Source organism: Dickeya sp. Secpp 1600, from assembly GCF_003049805.1.
Classification (GTDB): Bacteria; Pseudomonadota; Gammaproteobacteria; order Enterobacterales; family Enterobacteriaceae; genus Dickeya; species Dickeya fangzhongdai.
Map to the genome: position 1 here is coordinate 4,222,423 of NZ_CP023484.1, position 16,979 is coordinate 4,239,401.

Here is a 16,979-nt window from a genome sequence, read left to right on the forward strand (position 1 = left end):
CGCTTCAGCGCCGCCGACGAATACGCTTTGGCTGCCGTCGGGTTACTTGTTACATTACCTGCCGAAGTAGCGGGTATTTGATATACGTAGGCAGGCCATGACGAGGCTGGCTCAGGGGGAATGATGACAACGACTGTGGATAAACTGACGATCAAAGGGTTTAAATCAATCCGATCACTGGTCGATTTCGAACTGGGTCACCTCAATGTCATCGTGGGCGGCAATGGCGCGGGCAAAAGCAACCTGATCGCGTTTTTCAAAATGCTGCGGGCGTTGATCGACGGCAATCTAAATCGTTACGTTCGTGACAGCGGCGGTGCGGGAGATTTGCTGTTCAACGGCAGGAAAATCACGCAGAAAATGGAGTTCGAAACCCACTTTGGGTCGCGCGGTTTTCGCTTCAAGCTGGTTCCCACCCCGGCCAACAGTTGCGCAATTGAAGACGAGGCGCGTTACTATGAGGGCGGCAAAACGGGCTGGTGGCTGCTGGGCGACAGCCACGACGGCACCTCGCTGATGGTCGCCGAGGTCAAAGATCAAAAACTCGATGCCCGCTTTTCCCAGCCGGTGTACGACGCCATCGCGTCCTGGCAGATTTACCACTTTCACGATACCGGTTCCACCGCCGGTATGCGTAACTATGAAATCGTACAAGATAACCGGGTATTGCGTACCGATGCCGCCAATATCGGTCCCTTTTTACTGAAGCTGAAACAGTTCCACCCGGCTGAATACCGCGCGATTGTGAACGCTATCCGACTGGTGACGCCGTTTTTTGACGATTTTCTGCTGGAACCGCGCCAGAGCGGCGATCGTGAAGAAGTCAACATTAGCTGGACGCAGAAAGGCTCAGACTATCCGATGCAGCCTTACCATCTGTCTGACGGCTCTATCCGCTTTATTTGTCTGGCGACGGCCCTGCTGCAACCGGTGTTGCCGTCTACCATCATCATTGACGAACCGGAGCTCGGGTTGCACCCGGCCGCTATCGTTATTTTGGCCGAACTGATACAACAGGCCGCCCAGCGCACCCAGGTGCTCATCGCTACCCAATCGCCCGCGCTGATCGACCAGTTCAGCATCAACGATATCATCGTGGTGAACCGTAAAGACGGCGCCTCGTCGTTCGAGCGACTCGACGAAGCTGACTTTGCCGTGTGGCTGGAAAATTACTCGGTGGGCGAACTCTGGACCAAGAACGTCATTACCGGGGGACCGGTATATGAGTAACTACATAGAAGTGATTGCCATCGTTGAAGGCAAAACCGAACAGGTGTTTATTGCTTCGGTCCTCGCCCCTTACCTTGCCGAACGCAACGTTTACCTGAATGCAACGCAGGTCAGCAAGCCCGGACAGAAAGGTGGTGATGTCCGCTTTGATCGTACCCTTGCGGATATCGGCCTGCACCTGAAGCAGCGCCCGGATACGTATATCACCACCATGGTAGACTATTACGGCCTCACATCATGGCCGGGGCGGGAACAACTCTCCCCCACCGCAACCCCCGCCCAGATTGCGGATGCGCTTAACCGCGCCGCGTACGACAGCGTCGTGGAAAAATTCGCGTCGCAACAGGCGGAAAGGCGATTTATTCCCTTCATGGTGGTGCATGAATTCGAAGCGCTGTTATTCAGCAACAGCGAAATACTGGCCGGTGAGTTAGGCATCCGGCAGGCTGATATCGATCGGGTAATTGCACACAGCGGTGGGCCGGAAGGCATTAATAACAGCCCGCATACCGCGCCGTCGAAACGGCTGGACGGCTGGTCGGCGCACGGCAAATTCGCCAAAACCACCGTGGGCATAACCCTTGCCGGCCGCATCGGCATTCCCCGGATCCGGCAACAGTGCCCATTATTTGATCGCTGGCTCAGTCAGATGGAAGCGTTAGTGGGCGCTTAGCGCCCATCCCACACGTTCCCACTACAGGATTGAATCGTTCCCGACCGCTTTTGAAACAACCGGCGGCGTAATCCCCCGCACCGAATCCCTTATCCGCAACTGTCCGGCCAGTTCGATGCGTTGGGCGACGCCGAGCGCCTGCGCGGGCAGCAGTTGCTGGGTAAGCAGTTGCAGCGCGGCGCGCGCCATCTCTTCAAACGGCAGATGCACGGTGGTGAGCGCCAGCGGCAGCATATCCAGCGGCAGAATATCGTCCATCCCCATCACCGACAGGTCGTCCGGCACCCGCAGGCCGTGCTGGTTGAGCGCCTCCGCTACGCCAATGGCCTGATTGTCGGCGGCGCAGAAGATGGCGGTGACGCCGAGCCGGTCCGGGTGGCGCGCCAGCCAGTCGAGCAGCGCGTCGCGGGCGGTCAGCGGCTGGAAATCCGGCAGCGACAGAATCAACCGTTCGTCCAGCGGGATACCGGCTTCAGCCAGCGCGTCGCGGTAGCCACGCTCACGCTCGCGAATGGTCAGGCGGGAATGCCAGGTCAGATGCAGAATGCGCCGATGCCCTTGCGCAATCAGGTAACGCACCGCGGCGGCGGCCGAGTAGTGGTTGGCGGGCATCACGGTGTTAAGCCGCATGGTCGGGTCTTCGCCGTTGATCAGCACCGCCGGCACGCCGCTTTCCGCCACCGCGTTGAGCAACGTGGGGTGGTCGTCGTTGACGATCAGAATGCCGCTTTCCCGCCCGCCGCGCAGCGCCTGCAACAGTTGCTGTTCGTTGATGCTGTCCGGCTCGCCGACAAACGGACTGAGCTGGATGTTGCGCTGCTGACACAGGGTTTTCAGCCGGTTGATCAGCGTCAGCGACACCAGATTGAGGTCGCTTTCCAGCATCAGGTTGCGCGGCGTCGCCAGCATGATGTGGCGCAGCGGCTCCGGGTTGTCCGCCGTTTTGCTCGCCTTATGCAGCGGATACCCCTGCTCGGTGGCGATCGCCATAATCTGCTGGCGCACTTTGGCGCTGATGGGCGCGGTGCCGTTCAGCACCCGGGATACCGTGCTGATCGACACCCCCGCGCGGTCGGCAATATCCTTGAGCGTCGCCATTTATTTCATTCCCGTGTTGGCAATGCCGGTGGTGATGTATTTTTGCAGGAACACAAACACCGCCGTCACCGGCAGCAACGACAGCATGGTCATCGCCAGAATGTAGTGCCACTGCACCGAGAACTGCCCCTGAAACGCATTCAGGCCGATCTGCAACGTGAAGTTGTCCTGACTGGACAGCACGATCAGCGGCCACAGGAAGTCGTTCCAGCGCCAGATAACCGAGAAGATCGCCAGCACCGCCAGCGCCGGCGCGGTAAGCGGCAGGATGATTTTCCAGTAGATGCGAAACTCGCTGGCGGCGTCGATACGCGCGGCTTCGATCAGCTCATCCGGGATGGTCAGCATGTACTGGCGCAGCAGGAACACCCCGGTAGGCGTGGCGATGGTGGGGATAATCACCCCCCACAGGTTGTCGCCCATGCGCAGGCCGATCACCACCAGAAAGGTCGGCACCATCACCACCGACAGCGGGATCATCATGGTGGACAGAAATAGCGTCAGCACCGTGCCGCGGCCACGAAACTCGTATTTCGCCAGCGCGAACGCCGCCATTGAACTCAGCAACAGCGTCAGCAACGTCGCCATCACCGTCACGAACACGGTGTTTTTCAGGTAGGTGGCGAAATGGAATTTCGACATCGGCGTGGTGTAGTTGTCGGTTTCCAGATGCAGGGTTTTCTGCGGCGTCAGGTTCTGCACCGGCACCCGCACTACCTCCTGCGGCGCTTGCGGGTCTACCATCTGCGCCAGCAGACCGATGCGCCGCACCATCGCCAGCGTCTTGCTGCTGCCGTCGTCCTGCTTCGCCTGCCACAGCTCCAGCGGTTTCGGGTAGTCGGGCAGCGTGACGGTGCTGGCGGCCTCCGGCAGAAAACTGGGCGGAAAGCGGTTGATCTCCGCCGGGGTTTTCAGCGACGACATCGCCGCCCACATCACCGGGATCAACACCAGCAGCGTGCCCACCACCAGCCAGACCCAGCTCAGGATGTCGGTGACGTGAATCCGCCCCGGATAACGGGTGCGGGTAAGAAACGCGATTATCTTCATCATGCCGGCTCCCGGTTATTTTTTGCCTTCCAGACGGCGGGTCAGCAGGAACTGCAACGCCGTCAGGATCATCAGCACCACCCCCATCAGCACCGACGCCGCCGAGGCCAGCCCGTACAGCGACGCGTTGGAGGAAAACGCGGTCTGATAGATGTACTGCACAATAAAGTTGTTGGCGGTGCCCGGCCCGCCGCCGTTGGTCAGCACCCAGGCTTCATCGAAAATCTGCACGCTGTTGATGGTCAACAGGATCACCACCACCAGAATGTTGGGCGCCAGCAACGGCAGCGTCAGGCGATAGAAACCGCGCCAGCGCGAGGTGCCGTCCACCGCCGCCGCCTCGTAGATATCACGCGGGATCGCCTGCAACCCGGCCAGCAGAATCAGGGTATAAAAACCGACGTGAAACCACACCGACACGAACACCACCCAGAAGCGCGCCAGCGACGGCTCCAGCAAAAACGTAATCGGCTGGCCGCCCAGCGACGACAGCACCAGATTCAGCAGCCCGTTACGATTGAGGAACCACTGCCACACCAGCCCGACCACCACCGGCGACAGCAGCACCGGGTAGAAGAAGATGGCGCGGAAAAAGCCGCGGGCGATGATCTTGCGGTTGAGGATCAGCGCGGTAACCAGCGCCACGCCGAGCGTGCACGTCACATTAAAAAAGGTGAACGAGACGGTGTTGTAGACGCCGGTCCAGAACAGGTCCTGCTCGCAGGTGGCCGGCACGGTGTACTGTTCGCAACTCAGCAGGGTGGCGAAATTCTGCAACCCAACGTATGGCCGGTCCCACAGCAGGATGTTGGTGCCGCCGGTGAAGGCGTAGCACACCGCCAGCAGGATCGGAATAAACACGAACACGGCGAACAGCAGCATGTTCGGCGCGATGAAAAACCACGGCATCACCCGGCGGCCGCCGAATTTTTGCAGCAGGTTGACCGATTTCTCCACCGGCGTCACCAGCGTATCCACCAGCGACGCGCCGGGCTGAATCAACGATTTTCGGTTCATGCTTGTCTCCTGCAATCAGGCGTGCTGTTCCGTCAGACGCGGCAACGTCTGGCCGCTGTCGGCGTCAAACAGGTGGCAATAGTCTTGCGGGAAGCGGACAAACACCAGCTCGCCGGCGCGAAATTCATGATGCCCCGGCAGGTGCACGATCAGCTCGTCGTCGATACCGCCGCAGCGGCCATAGATAAAGGTTTCATGCCCCATCATTTCGCAGCGGTCGATGCACAACGACACGCCGTCGTCGTGCTCGCCCACCAGTTGACAGTGCGACGGACGAATACCCAGCTCCACCGTTTTACCCTCTTCGCCGCGAAACGGCAGACGCAGCAGGTTGCCGGACGGACAGCGCACTTCCACCCCGTCATCCGACGCGCTGCTGATGGTGGCGTGGAACATGTTCATGCGCGGCGAACCGATAAAGCCGGCCACAAACTTGTTTTTCGGCCGGTTGAACAGCTCCAGCGGCGTCCCCACCTGTTCGATGCGCCCGCCGTTGAGCACCACGATGCGCTGGGCCATGGTCATCGCCTCCACCTGATCGTGGGTGACGTAAATCATGGTGGTGCGCAGTTTCTGGTGCAGCCGGGTCAGCTCGCCGCGGGTCTGCACCCGCAGTTTGGCGTCAAGGTTGGACAGCGGCTCGTCAAACAGGAACAGATCCGGGTCGCGCACGATGGCGCGGCCGATGGCGACGCGCTGCTGCTGCCCGCCGGACAACGCCCGCGGTTTGCGATCCAGATACGGCTCCAGCCCCAGCATGCGCGCGGCTTCCGCGATGCGCCGTTCAATTTCGTCTTTGGGGAAATGCAGGTTTTCCAGCCCGAACGCCAGGTTCTTGCGCACCGACAGATGCGGATACAGCGCATAAGACTGGAACACCATGGCGATTTTGCGCTCCGCCGGGCCAAGATCGTTGACCTTGCGATCGCCGATCCACAGCTCGCCGTCGGTGATCGGCTCCAGGCCGGCGATCATCCGCAGCAGCGTGGATTTACCGCAGCCCGACGGCCCGACGAACACCATGAACTCCCCGTCGCGGATCGTCAGATCCACGCCTTTGATAATCTGTATCGACCCATAGCTTTTATGGACGTTTTTCAGTTCCAGACTCGCCATCACCGTTTCCTCAAACCTGTTTCTGTTTTTCAAACCTGGTTCTGTTTTTCAAACCCGTTTCTGTTTTTCAAACAGAATGCCGCTGCGCCAGCAGCATCAGCATGACCAGCGCCTGCCCGTACGGCACGGCGACATTGGGGATATCGTGATAAAACTGCAGGTCGTGCCCCATCGCGGTGCCGTCCGACACCCCTTGCACCACGCCCTGTTCATCAATCTGCGCCATCACCGCCGCCAGCCCTTTATCCAGCACCGCCTGCGGGAAATCCGCCAGCATGCCGAGCTGGCGGGCGGTGAGAATGCCGGCGATGAAACCGGCGCTGGCGGAGGTTTCCAGCGGCGAATCCGGGTCGTTGAGCAGGGTGTGCCACAACCCGGAATCATGCTGACAGGCCGCCAGCGCGCGGGTCTGCTGAGTGAGAATCGCCTCCAGCGTGCGGCGCACCGGCACCGAGAGCGGCGCGTCCGCCAGACAACAGATTTCCGGCAGCACCAGCGTCACCCAGGCGTTGCCGCGCCCCCAGAACGCCCCGGCGTAATGGTGGCGGCCCAGGAAAGTCCAGCCGTGATACCACAGCCCGGTGACGGCGTCCGCCAGATAGCGCGCGTGGATCAGCAACTGGTATTCGGCTTCGTCCAGCAGTTCGCGGCGTTTGAGCACTCCGGCGCTGACCACCAGAAACAGCCCGGCCATAAACAACGTGTCGTCCCACAGTTGCCCGGTGTTGGGGCGCTCCTTGACTGTATGCTGGAAGCCGCCGTCTTCGGTTTTCGGCAGCGAGTGCAACAGCCAGTCCGCCCACTCCGCCACCGCCGCCAGCCAGTGCGGGCGCGGGTTGTCGCGGCACAGCAGCGCCAGCACCAGCATCGGCGCGGTGGAGTTGATTTGCCGCGGCGGCAGCCCGGCCTGCAATTTCTGTTCGTACCACTGTTCCAGCGCCGCCAGCATGGCGTGATCCTGCCGCTGTCGCGCCAGTTTCCAGAAGCCGTACAGGCCGACGCCCACTTCCCAGTCCCACTCTTCGAACTGGATGGTCAGCGTGTCGCTGGCCTGCGCGTCATCGGTCACGCTGTTGATGGCCTTCAGGCGGCAGAACGCCAGCGCCACCTTGTCCAGCAGCGCATCAATCTGCTCGCGGTCGGATGGCCCGATCGCGGATAAAGGCGCATTCATGGATTGAGTCGTCATGTTACCGATCCTCCTCGGTACGCTCAGGCATCACCGACACCGTGTCGGGAAACGCAAAGGGATGATGATTGACAGAAAAACCGCTCGCCGGCTGCCAGGCCATTAGGCCGTAGTCCGGGTCGTCAAACTGCGCCGCGCCGTCGTCCGACCGTTGCGCCTGGCGGTGGCGGAAGCGTGCGATAAACGCCGGGAAACCCGCCGCGCCCTGCCCGCTGTCCACCGCGATGTACCAGACGTTATGCTCGCCGAAGGCGCGCAATTCGCTGTCCGGCTGCCCGCCGTCCGGCGTATGCAGTTGCAGCCCCGCCGGGTTGTGCAGCGCGGCATAACCGTTGCCGCCGCGCACAAAACACCAGCACGCGTCCACCACCACCTCGTCCAGCGCGGCGCGCGGCAGGTAAAGATGGGTCCAGCGGCGCAGGTCGTGCTGCAAATCGAAAATCATCCAGGCGCGGTTGCGATGCTGCATCACGTGCGGCAGGCGGCCGTTGCCTGCCCAATAAGATGGGCGATGCACGCCGTCCGGGCGATCTTCGCCGGGATGGTTGACCCACAGCCGGGCGGCGTAATGCCGGCCAAGACGGATATCCAGCACATGCTGCTGGTGCCCCGGCTGGCCGGGGTGATGATCGAATACCGAGGAAAACGCCACGTCCTGCTGCTTCCAGGCAATCACGCGGGCGCTGCGGTTCAGCCCCTGCACCCAGCGCGCCTGCGCGCCCTGCGGCGACGGCCAGTGGGCGATGGCGAGCGTCTCGTCAGGCGGTTGATACTGGCTCAGGCACAGGAGCGGCAGCGCCGCGCAATGCGGAATCAACCAGCCTTCGCCCCACACCAGCGCGCACAGGCCGGACAGTTCGGTCAACATGCCGGAGCGCAGTTCCTTATCGTAGGCGCGGCCCATAGTGCCGACCGCCACGCCGTTCTGATGCACCCAGGCGGTCATCAGCAGGATACGGTCGATAACGGTGCGGGCGCGTTCACGCAGGCTTGCATCGCTGGCCAGCTCGGCTAGCGCCACCAGCCCGATCAGATCGATAGGGTAGTAAGCGGCGGAGTTCCACTCCACCAGCCCATGTTCCAGAATGGCGTCAAACCAGCGATCCAGCCGCTGACGGGCGATGGCCTGCTGCTCGCGGCCCCGACGGCCGCTGCACACAAATACCGCATCGGGAAAATTTTGCCCGGCCAGATACTGCGCGACGTGGAAACAGAGGCAATGGTTCTCGCTCCAGAACCACATGGTGTCGTTGCCCGGCTCGTCGATCCAGTAACGAAAACCGAGGATTACGCTGCGCACGCGCCGCCAGTCATGCGCCGTCAGCCGCTGGCCCTGATAGCGCTGCCACAGCCAGATGAGCGGCACCAGTTGAAAGTCGGCGCAGTCTTCCCGGCGGCTGATCTTGTGCAGCGCCTGATTGAGGGCAGGCATGATATTCGCCGTCCCTTCGCCGGTGGCGAAGGCAGCCAACACCCGGCCAATCCGTTCGAAGCCGTGCAGCGCGGTGTGGCGCAGCAGGTAGTCGCGCCGGGCGGCCAGCGTCGGCAGCGACGGCATGGTCTGCGTCGGCAGGCGGCCGAAGCTGATACTGCGATTCAGCGTGATGCCGTCGCACACCGCGCTGCATACCAGATCGTAATAGCCCACCAGCCCTGTCGGCAGCGTCACCTGCCAGCCGGCGTTGCCCGCCGCCAGCGATTGCTGTTGCCGCCAGGCCGGCGCCGATTCGTTGACGTTGCATAGCAGCCGATGACTGACGCTGGCCGCTTCCGGCAACGGCGCGGCGGCCCGCAGCGTCAGGGTATCGCGGTCGGTCAGGTTATCGACCAGCGACAGGTTGTTGAGCCAGCGGTCCAGCGCCTGTATACGTTCGCTGCAGGCGGCGTCCGGCGTGGCCTGCCAGCGCAGCGGCGGCTCATCAAGATAGCGCAGGCTGAACAGGTAGTCGGTATCACGCTCGCACAGCTCCTCGGCGTGCACCACCAGCGTATTCAGCCCCAGTTGCAGCGGTAGCGTCAGTTCACAGTGTTGTTCGGTGTTGCGGCTAAACGGGGTAAACCGGCAGATCTGACGGCCGTTAAGCCAGACGGTCACGCCGCCGCAGGTAGACAGCCGGAAACGCGCCGGTTGCAGGCTATCGCTGTGCAGGTAGCAGCGGGCAAAACGCTGCACATGGGTGGGGCAAGGCCAGAAATCGCTGAAATTGACCGACTGGCTGTCATCGCCGCCGCTCCACAGCGTATGAAAACGGAGATGCTCCGGCAGGCTGACGGCGCGCGGCGCGGTTTCTTTCAGGAACCGCACCCGACAAGGCAATACGCCGACATCCACAAAGCCATTAATAAAGCGGTAATTAACATTATCCGGCAGGGTGTCCGCTTCGGCAGGATAATATTTTTCCTCCAGTTCGGTAATCATAAACCGGTTAATCACGCTATTTTTCTTTAACACCCAACCGATATTCATGGCGAATCCTTGTTACCGCGCGAGCGAATAAATGAAATATCGAAAACGCATTACCAAATAAAAAATGCTAATGAATAAGAAATACCTTATGGCATTTATTTGCACCGTTGTATTTATTTGCACCGTTATTGTGCGCTCGCCGCCTTTATTTGGCGCAATGCAACTTTCCAGTGCCCAACCCGGAAATCAACGGCAATTAATGCAAAATTTGCATACATTGGTAATTTGCACTTAACATCGTATTTTTGCATTATAGAGTAAATTATCGCGTGAACAATATGCGATTCTTATCACAAAAAGACGTTGACTCAGCCATGAGTCGAAATATATTTAATATGCTTCACAAAAAAGAACGCTATTTTTGTTCATGATTAGTCGCTGAATAGGCTATTCATGCAAATTTGCATAACGCATCAGGGCTGTCGAATATACCCGGAGTAATAAAGCCAACGCGCCTGCAACTTCCAGCAACTTGAAGTATGACGGGGCTACCCAAAATAATTCGAGTTGCGGGAAGGCGGCAACCGAGTGAATCCCCAGGAGCTTACATAAGTAAGTGACTGGGGTGAGCGAGGGAAGCCAACGCACCGGCAACTTGAAGTATGACGGGTATATATATATCCATATGGGTGGGAGAGTATGATGAATCGCTATCAGCACGCGCTGTTATTTTCCTGTATGACGCTGGGCGCTTTTGCCAGCAGCAATGCTATTGCCGCCAAAACGCAAATCACCTTTTTATACAGCGACGACGACCCGGAGCTGGTCCATTTCATGGAACAGAAGGTCAAGACGTTTTCACAAAGCAACGATCACATCGACGTGAATTTCGTCAGCACCGGCTACAACGCGCTGCAAACCCAGTTGCCGATGCAACTGGCCGCCGGTCTGGGGCCGGATATCGCCAAAACCACCCAGATGGGCCTGCTCTCCTACACGCTCGACCTGCGCCCTTATCTGGCCGACCCGGCCGGTTTTGAAAAACGCTACGGCGCCAGTATTGAAAAAATCATGCGCATCAAAGGGGTACACAAGGATAACGCCCTGCCCGGCTTCGTCGCCTCCTGGACCGCCGACCTGCCGTTCGTCAACGTGACCCTGTTCCAGCAGGCCGGCGTGCCGCTGCCGCAACCAGGTTACACCCTGGAGCAGCTGATGCAGGCGTCGAAACAGGTGGCGGAAAAAACCGGCGTCGCCATTCCCTTCACCATTGACCGCAGTGGTTTTCGCTTCTCCGGCCCGGCCTACTCCTACGGTACGCGCTACGACAAAGACGGCCTGATCAACTTCCCGGACGCCGCTGCGCAGGTGTGGATCAAGGATCTGAAGCGCTGGTCGGACGAAGGCATCTTCCCGCGTGAAATGTGGGGCGCCGCCGGCGGCGGTCAGTACAAGAGCATGGCGGACGACTTTGTGAACGGCAACATCGTCACCTACTTCTCCGGCAACTGGCAGTTGAACCAGTTCAGCAAGCAGATCGGCAACGGCTTCGACTGGAAAATGCTGCCCGCTCCCTGTAAGGAAAAATGTATCTCGATGGGCGGCGCCACCTTCATCATGCCGTTCAAGACCACCAAGCATCCGAAAGAAGTGGCGGAATTCATGGAATGGCTGGGCAGCGACGCCAACCAGCGAGACATTGCCGAGCACTTTAATATCATCGTCGGCGCCGACATTCCGGATCTGCATTACCAGACCAAGGATCAGCACGTGATCGACGGGCTGAACACCGCCCGCGCCGAGATCGCCAACATCCCGGCCTACGTGTTCGACTGGGAGAAAATGGAAAGTCTGGGCGGCAACGAGCTGTACCCGATTATCCTGACCCGTTTTACCCAGTACCTGAACAATCAGGTGTCCTACGACGAGTATCTGCGCCTGACGGAAAACGACGTGAAACGGCTCAATCAGACCATCGCCGCCAACCGTCAGCAGCAGAAAGCCCAGTAACGGAGGGATATGAAACGCCAGCTGATTCACCTGCCCATCGATGGCGACACGCCGTTCGACTGGCAGACGGAAAACGACCTCTGCCAGCAACGGTGGCCGGATGAAGACCGTTTTTTGGTGGTGACCGGCACCTTCACCCGGCTGCTGTGCTGGCGGCAAGGTCGGCTGCAACGCTACGGCGGCAGCCTGTTTCCGGTGGGCGACCCGGCCAGTCAGGCGCGGCTCGGGCTGTGGGGCGTGCAGGCGATGCTGCAGGCGGTGGAAGGTATGACGCCGCTCACGCCGCTGGCCGGCACGCTGTTTGCTCGTTTCGACAACCACATCGAACAGGTGGTGGATTGGTCGAAGCAGGCGCAGGCCGGTGATTACGCCGAGCTGGCGGCCGATATTCTCGCGCAGCCGGACGACCCGCTGGCGGTGCCGCGGCTAAAACGCAGCGCCCGTGAACTGGCGGCGCTGCTGCGCATGTCTGAGGCACGCCAGCCGGAGCAGGTCTGCTTTAGCGGCGCGCTGGCGGCGGCCTGTCTCCCTTATTTCACGCAGGAGGCTCGCTCATGACCGCCGCGCCTTATGCCAGTGACATACCCTATGCTGGTGAAACGCTTTATGCCGGCGTTGACGGCGGCGGCACCGGCTGTCGGGCACGGATTTACCGGGCCGACGGCACGCCGCTCGGTCAGGGCGGCGGCGGTCGCGCCAATCTGCTGCTGGGCGTGGAAACGGTGCGTCAGGCGGTGGACGACGCGCTGATGCAGGCGCTGAAACACAGCGGATTGGGCGAGCAGGACAGCCCGCGTCTGCACGTCGGGCTGGCGCTGGCCGGCGCCGAGCACCGCAGCGCTTATCAGGCGTTTCTGGCTTTGCCGCATTCCTACGCCGCGCAGGTGTTGAATACCGATGCGCTGGGCGCCTGTCTGGCGGTAAATCAGGGAGCAGACGCCGGGGTGGTGATCGCCGGCACCGGCTCGTGCGGGCTGGCGTGGCATCAACGCGCCATCACCGCTTACGGCGGCCACGAATTTCCGATTTCCGATCAGGGCAGCGGCGCGCGTCTCGGGCTGGCGGCGCTGCAATATCTCTGGGGGGTCAAACAGGGTTGGGCGGCGCCGTCGGCATTAAGCCGCCAGCAGGCGTTGCCGTTTGACGGCGACGCGCAAGCGACGGACTGGCTGAATCAGGCCAAGCCGGGCGATTACGCCCGTTTCGCCCGACCGGTATTTGACTGCGCCCGTCAGGGCGATGCGCTGGCGACCAGCCTGCTGCAACAGACCGCCCGTGAAATTGAAGGGCTGCTCACTGCGGTGGCGAAACATGAACCGCCCCGCCTGTCGCTGATGGGCAGCATCGGTTTGCATATCCGTCCCTGGCTGGCCGAAGCATGGCAACAGCGGCTGTCGCCGCCCGCCGGCGACGCGCTGGACGGCGCGCGGCTGATCGCCGTCAACCGTTACGCGCTCTACGCCTGACGTTCACACCGCTGATACCTCACGCACGCGCCTGTCGCTGCGTCGCCCAGCGCAGACAGAGCAACGGCAGCGGCAACGTCATCGCCAGCAGCAGCCACACCAGTGCGTACACCGCGTCCACGCCGTCATTTTGCAGGTTGATATACAGCTTCACCGGGATGCCTTGTGGAAAATAGGCGAAAATCATCACGATGCCGAATTCGCCCATCGCCCGCACCCAGGCGATGGCGACAGCCGCCGCCAGCCCGGAAGCGGCCTGCGGCAAGGTCAGGTAGAGCAGGCGTTGCCAGGCGGTGGCCCCCAGAATGCGTCCGGCCTCGTCCACCGCCGCCGGAATACCGGCGAAAGCGGAGCGCGCCGCGGTGATGAAATAAGGCAAAGCCCCGTACACCTGCGCCGTCACGAACGCCGCCGGGTTATTCACCAGCGCCAGCCCGACGCGGGATAACAGACCGCCGATCGGACTGTACGGTCCGTACACCGACACCAGCAGGATGCCCATCGCCAGCGGCGGCGTCAGCAGCGGGATCATCACCAGCAGTTCCACCAGCCAGCGGCGGCGAGAGCTATTCGCGCGCGCCAGCCAGAGCGCCACCGGCAACCCCAGCAGTATCACCAGCGCGATCGACAGCAGGCCGAGGCAGACGGAAACGGCGATAGCGTCGCCGTCGCCCCACGCCAGTTGGAAATGATGCCACGGCGTAATGCCCAGCAGCGTGACAAACGGCACCGCCAACAGCAGCAGTGCCGGTATCGCCAGCCAAAACGCCATCGCGGCGGTTACTTCGCGGCGTAGAGCGCGGTTCCTTTCGGAACGTCGTAGCCGTTCTGGCGGAACAGCGCCTGCCCTTCCGCGCTTAACATAAAGTCGACGAATTTACGGGCCTGCGCCGCATCGGGCGCGTTTTTCAGCACCGCGGCGTAGAACACCAGCGGCTGGGTGTGCAGCACCTGATCTTTGCCCGCGCTGTCTTTGATGGTGAAGCTAACGGTGTCATACCACTGTTTCGACATCGCCGGGTTGCTGAGGTTGATCTCATCCGGCAGCGACACATACGGCAGTTTGGCGGAGCGTACCGCGCTTTCGTAACCGGAGGTGGCGTCGATCTGGCCGGATTCCAGCCGGGTCAGCAGCCCGCCTTCCATGAACACCTGCGCCGGGTTCTGCACCTCGCCCAGCGCCTTTTTGGCGGCATCCGGCTGATGGTAGTACTTCTCGGCCAGCAGCATGGTGAAGACGATATTCTGTCCCTGTGGGTCGTTATACGGATCGGTGCGGCCGAATTTCAGCGATTTGTCTTGCAACACGCTCAGCCAATCACTGTTTTTCGCCTTATCGGACGCCGCCAGTCTGGCGGCAAACGGGCTTTTCGGGTTGTAGGCGATGACCATACGGGTACTGGCGACCGGGATGGCGTCGTCGATCAGTCCGGCGTCTTTCAGAATCTGCATCGGCCCCGGCGTGATCGACACGAATACGTCCGCCACCACCTTCTTGCTGGCCAGCAGGCGCGCCATACCGTACGCGCCTTGCCCCTGTCCCTGATAGGTCAGGTTCTCTTTTTTGGCGAACGTCGGCCCCAACGCCTTGTCCATCACCACGCCCATCGACCCGGCATAGGTTAACTGAATTTTATCCTGCGCCTGCGCGACGCTGCCCCCAAATAGCGCGGCCGCCAATACGGCAGCCAGTTGATACCTAACCCGAATGTTCACTCTCGACTCCATCCGTTATATACAAAAAGAAACAACGAGGTTCCTCCTGAATGCGGGCAAATTCAAAAAATAAAATGCGACAAAATATGTGATCTCGATCGTGCCGTAAGGCGTTACAGGGCCGGGCAGCGACGTCAATACATTGAAATTCCTCGATAACGCCTTTCGCCACGACGTTTTCTTCGTCGGCTTGCCGCCTTACGATTCAGACACATTTTTTTACCTCTCGTCGGCTGGCGCAAAATCGTTATGTTATATTATAACGATAATGATGGAGGATACTGTGACCAGTCTTTACGCTTTTTCCGCTTTTGCCCGGCTGGGTATCGCCGGTGTTGTGCTGGCGCTGTTATGGGGTCTGATTTCCTGGGCGGTGACGCTGGCATGATTGCACCACACTCGATAACACTACATACACTGATGTTCGGCTATACCGGCCAGCCCCCGCTGGGCACGCTGGACGGTTGTTTTGACAGCGGTTCGCTGACCGCGATCGTCGGCGCCAACGGCACCGGTAAATCCACCCTGCTTAAAACTCTGGCCGGTTTGTTGCCGCCGCTTGGCGGTCATTTCTGCATGGCTCCGCAGGCGCGCCGCCAACTGGGCTACCTGCCGCAACTGACCGAGTTCGACCGCCAGTTTCCGCTCAGCGTCAACGATCTGGTGCTGATGGGGTGCGTACCGCACTGCGGCATGTTCGGGCGCATTTCCGGCGCATGGCGCAAAAACGCGCTCAATGCGCTGGATACCGTCGGCATGGCGGAATTCGCGCAGGCGCACATCGGCACGCTTTCCGGCGGCCAGTTGCAGCGCGTCCTGTTTGCCCGGCTGCTGGTGATGCAGTCGCCTGTGATCCTGCTGGATGAGCCCTTCACCGGCATTGATGCCCAGACCACCCGCGCACTGCTGACGGTGATCCGGCAATTGCATCAGGAAGGCCGCACCATTCTGGCGGTGCTGCACGACCTGGAACAGGTGGAAGCCCACTTCCCCCGCGTGCTGATGCTCCACCCGGAAGGCCACCGCTGGGGCGACTGCGGCGAGGTGCTGTCGTCCACAACCGGCGTAACCACGCCTTTGCAAGCAACAACATCTTTGCAAACAGCTATGCCGCCGCAACTGAGGCTGGTGCCATGATGCTGATTCATTTATTGACCGAACCGTTCGGCGATTTTGGTTTCATGCGCCGGGCGCTGGTGGGCTGTCTGGCGCTGACCCTGAGCGCGGCGCCGCTCGGCTGTTTTCTGTTGCTGCGCCGCATGAGTCTGATCGGCGATGCGCTGTCTCACGCGGTGCTGCCCGGCGTGGCGATCGGCTACCTGATTTCCGGCATGTCGCTGGTGGCGATGGGCGTGGGCGGGTTTATCGCCGGGCTGGCGGTGGCGATGCTGTCCGGCGTGGTCAGCCGTCACACCGAACTGAAGGAAGACGCCAGTTTCGCCGGGTTTTATCTCGGCTCACTGGCGCTGGGGGTGACGCTGGTGTCGCTGCGCGGTTCCAGCGTCGACCTGCTGCATGTGCTGTTCGGATCGATTCTGGCCATCGACGCCGACGCGCTGATCACCATTGGCGTCATCAGTTCCTGCTCGGTGCTGGTGCTGGCGTTGATCTACCGGGCGCTGGTGATCGAATCGTTTGACGTCACCTTCCTGAAGATCCTGTCGCGCCGCTCGCGCGCCTTGATCCACGGTCTGTTTCTGTCGCTGGTGGTGCTGAATCTGGTGGCGGGCTTCCAGTTGCTCGGCACGCTGATGGCGGTCGGCATGATGATGCTGCCCGCCGCCTGCGCCCGCTTCTGGAGCCAGCGCCTGCCGGTCATGCTGATGGTGGCGGTGGGCATCGGCGCCTGCGCCAGTCTGGTGGGGCTAACCTGGTCTTATTACGCCGACCTGCCGGCCGGCCCGGCGGTGATCCTCACTACCACGCTGTTGTTCTGTTTTTCGGTACTGTTCGGCTCGAATGGCGGCATGTTGCGTACGCGCCGCTGATATTTGATGGTTTTTGCAT

Annotated in this window: 15 protein-coding genes; 7 read left to right on the forward strand and 8 right to left on the reverse strand. The window is 60.9% G+C overall.

All coding sequences use genetic code 11. The features are described 5' to 3' along the window. Positions 1–120: 120 nt before the first annotated feature. Both CPA59_RS18805 and CPA59_RS18810 read left to right on the forward strand, forming a co-directional pair. Complete coding sequence (locus tag CPA59_RS18805) at positions 121–1,230, forward strand: AAA family ATPase (RefSeq protein ID WP_208622081.1); 1,110 nt, start codon at positions 121–123, stop codon at positions 1,228–1,230. Continuing rightward, positions 1,223–1,903, forward strand: coding sequence for a DUF4276 family protein (locus CPA59_RS18810; protein WP_100850123.1), 681 nt, complete (start codon positions 1,223–1,225; stop codon positions 1,901–1,903). Before CPA59_RS18805 ends, CPA59_RS18810 begins: the two co-directional genes overlap by 8 nt. 21 nt (positions 1,904–1,924) lie before the next feature. On the opposite strand, the gene CPA59_RS18815 is transcribed toward CPA59_RS18810, so the two are convergent. From CPA59_RS18815 to CPA59_RS18840, 6 genes are all read right to left on the reverse strand, one after another. Further along, positions 1,925–3,001: a LacI family DNA-binding transcriptional regulator gene (locus CPA59_RS18815; protein ID WP_107760404.1), complete on the reverse strand. Its 1,077-nt coding sequence runs from the start codon at positions 2,999–3,001 to the stop codon at positions 1,925–1,927. Beyond that, entirely contained in the window at positions 3,002–4,054 is a 1,053-nt protein-coding gene (locus CPA59_RS18820; RefSeq protein WP_038920181.1) for a carbohydrate ABC transporter permease, read from the reverse strand. It lies immediately after the preceding gene. A 12-nt stretch (positions 4,055–4,066) separates the two neighbouring features. After that, complete coding sequence (locus CPA59_RS18825) at positions 4,067–5,068, reverse strand: carbohydrate ABC transporter permease (protein WP_038920182.1); 1,002 nt, start codon at positions 5,066–5,068, stop codon at positions 4,067–4,069. Between the two features lie 15 nt (positions 5,069–5,083). Then, positions 5,084–6,184: an ABC transporter ATP-binding protein gene (locus CPA59_RS18830; RefSeq protein ID WP_107760406.1), complete on the reverse strand. Its 1,101-nt coding sequence runs from the start codon at positions 6,182–6,184 to the stop codon at positions 5,084–5,086. Positions 6,185–6,251: 67 nt separating this feature from the next. Then, positions 6,252–7,373 carry a glycoside hydrolase family 105 protein gene (locus CPA59_RS18835; protein WP_107760408.1) on the reverse strand — a complete coding sequence of 374 codons (1,122 nt, stop codon included), beginning with the start codon at positions 7,371–7,373 and terminating at the stop codon, positions 6,252–6,254. 1 nt (position 7,374) lies between these two features. Further along, positions 7,375–9,840 (reverse strand): hypothetical protein, encoded by a 2,466-nt coding sequence (locus tag CPA59_RS18840; protein WP_107760410.1) that lies wholly within the window; start codon positions 9,838–9,840, stop codon positions 7,375–7,377. A gap of 642 nt (positions 9,841–10,482) precedes the next feature. On the opposite strand from CPA59_RS18840, the gene CPA59_RS18845 reads away from it, so the two are divergent. Genes CPA59_RS18845 through CPA59_RS18855 form a run of 3 tightly spaced genes read left to right on the forward strand, consistent with a single transcriptional unit; the run spans position 10,483 to position 13,256 of the window. After that, positions 10,483–11,790, forward strand: coding sequence for an ABC transporter substrate-binding protein (locus tag CPA59_RS18845; protein WP_107760889.1), 1,308 nt, complete (start codon positions 10,483–10,485; stop codon positions 11,788–11,790). A 9-nt stretch (positions 11,791–11,799) separates the two neighbouring features. Then, positions 11,800–12,348: a glucosamine kinase gene (locus CPA59_RS18850; RefSeq protein ID WP_039692499.1), complete on the forward strand. Its 549-nt coding sequence runs from the start codon at positions 11,800–11,802 to the stop codon at positions 12,346–12,348. Continuing rightward, positions 12,345–13,256 carry a BadF/BadG/BcrA/BcrD ATPase family protein gene (locus CPA59_RS18855; RefSeq protein ID WP_107760412.1) on the forward strand — a complete coding sequence of 304 codons (912 nt, stop codon included), beginning with the start codon at positions 12,345–12,347 and terminating at the stop codon, positions 13,254–13,256. The genes CPA59_RS18850 and CPA59_RS18855 overlap by 4 nt, the downstream gene beginning before the upstream one ends. A 19-nt stretch (positions 13,257–13,275) precedes the next feature. Here the strand turns inward: CPA59_RS18855 and CPA59_RS18860 are convergent, their stop codons facing one another. Then, a complete protein-coding gene (locus CPA59_RS18860) occupies positions 13,276–14,028 on the reverse strand; it encodes a molybdenum ABC transporter permease (RefSeq protein WP_038920187.1) in 753 nt (250 codons plus the stop codon). Positions 14,029–14,036: 8 nt separating this feature from the next. Next, positions 14,037–14,972 carry an extracellular solute-binding protein gene (locus CPA59_RS18865; protein WP_038920188.1) on the reverse strand — a complete coding sequence of 312 codons (936 nt, stop codon included), beginning with the start codon at positions 14,970–14,972 and terminating at the stop codon, positions 14,037–14,039. A 384-nt stretch (positions 14,973–15,356) separates the two neighbouring features. On the opposite strand from CPA59_RS18865, the gene CPA59_RS18870 reads away from it, so the two are divergent. Further along, positions 15,357–16,109, forward strand: coding sequence for a metal ABC transporter ATP-binding protein (locus CPA59_RS18870; protein ID WP_107760414.1), 753 nt, complete (start codon positions 15,357–15,359; stop codon positions 16,107–16,109). Continuing rightward, a complete protein-coding gene (locus CPA59_RS18875; protein WP_038665848.1) occupies positions 16,106–16,960 on the forward strand; it encodes a metal ABC transporter permease in 855 nt (284 codons plus the stop codon). The genes CPA59_RS18870 and CPA59_RS18875 overlap by 4 nt, the downstream gene beginning before the upstream one ends. Positions 16,961–16,979: the final 19 nt, after the last annotated feature.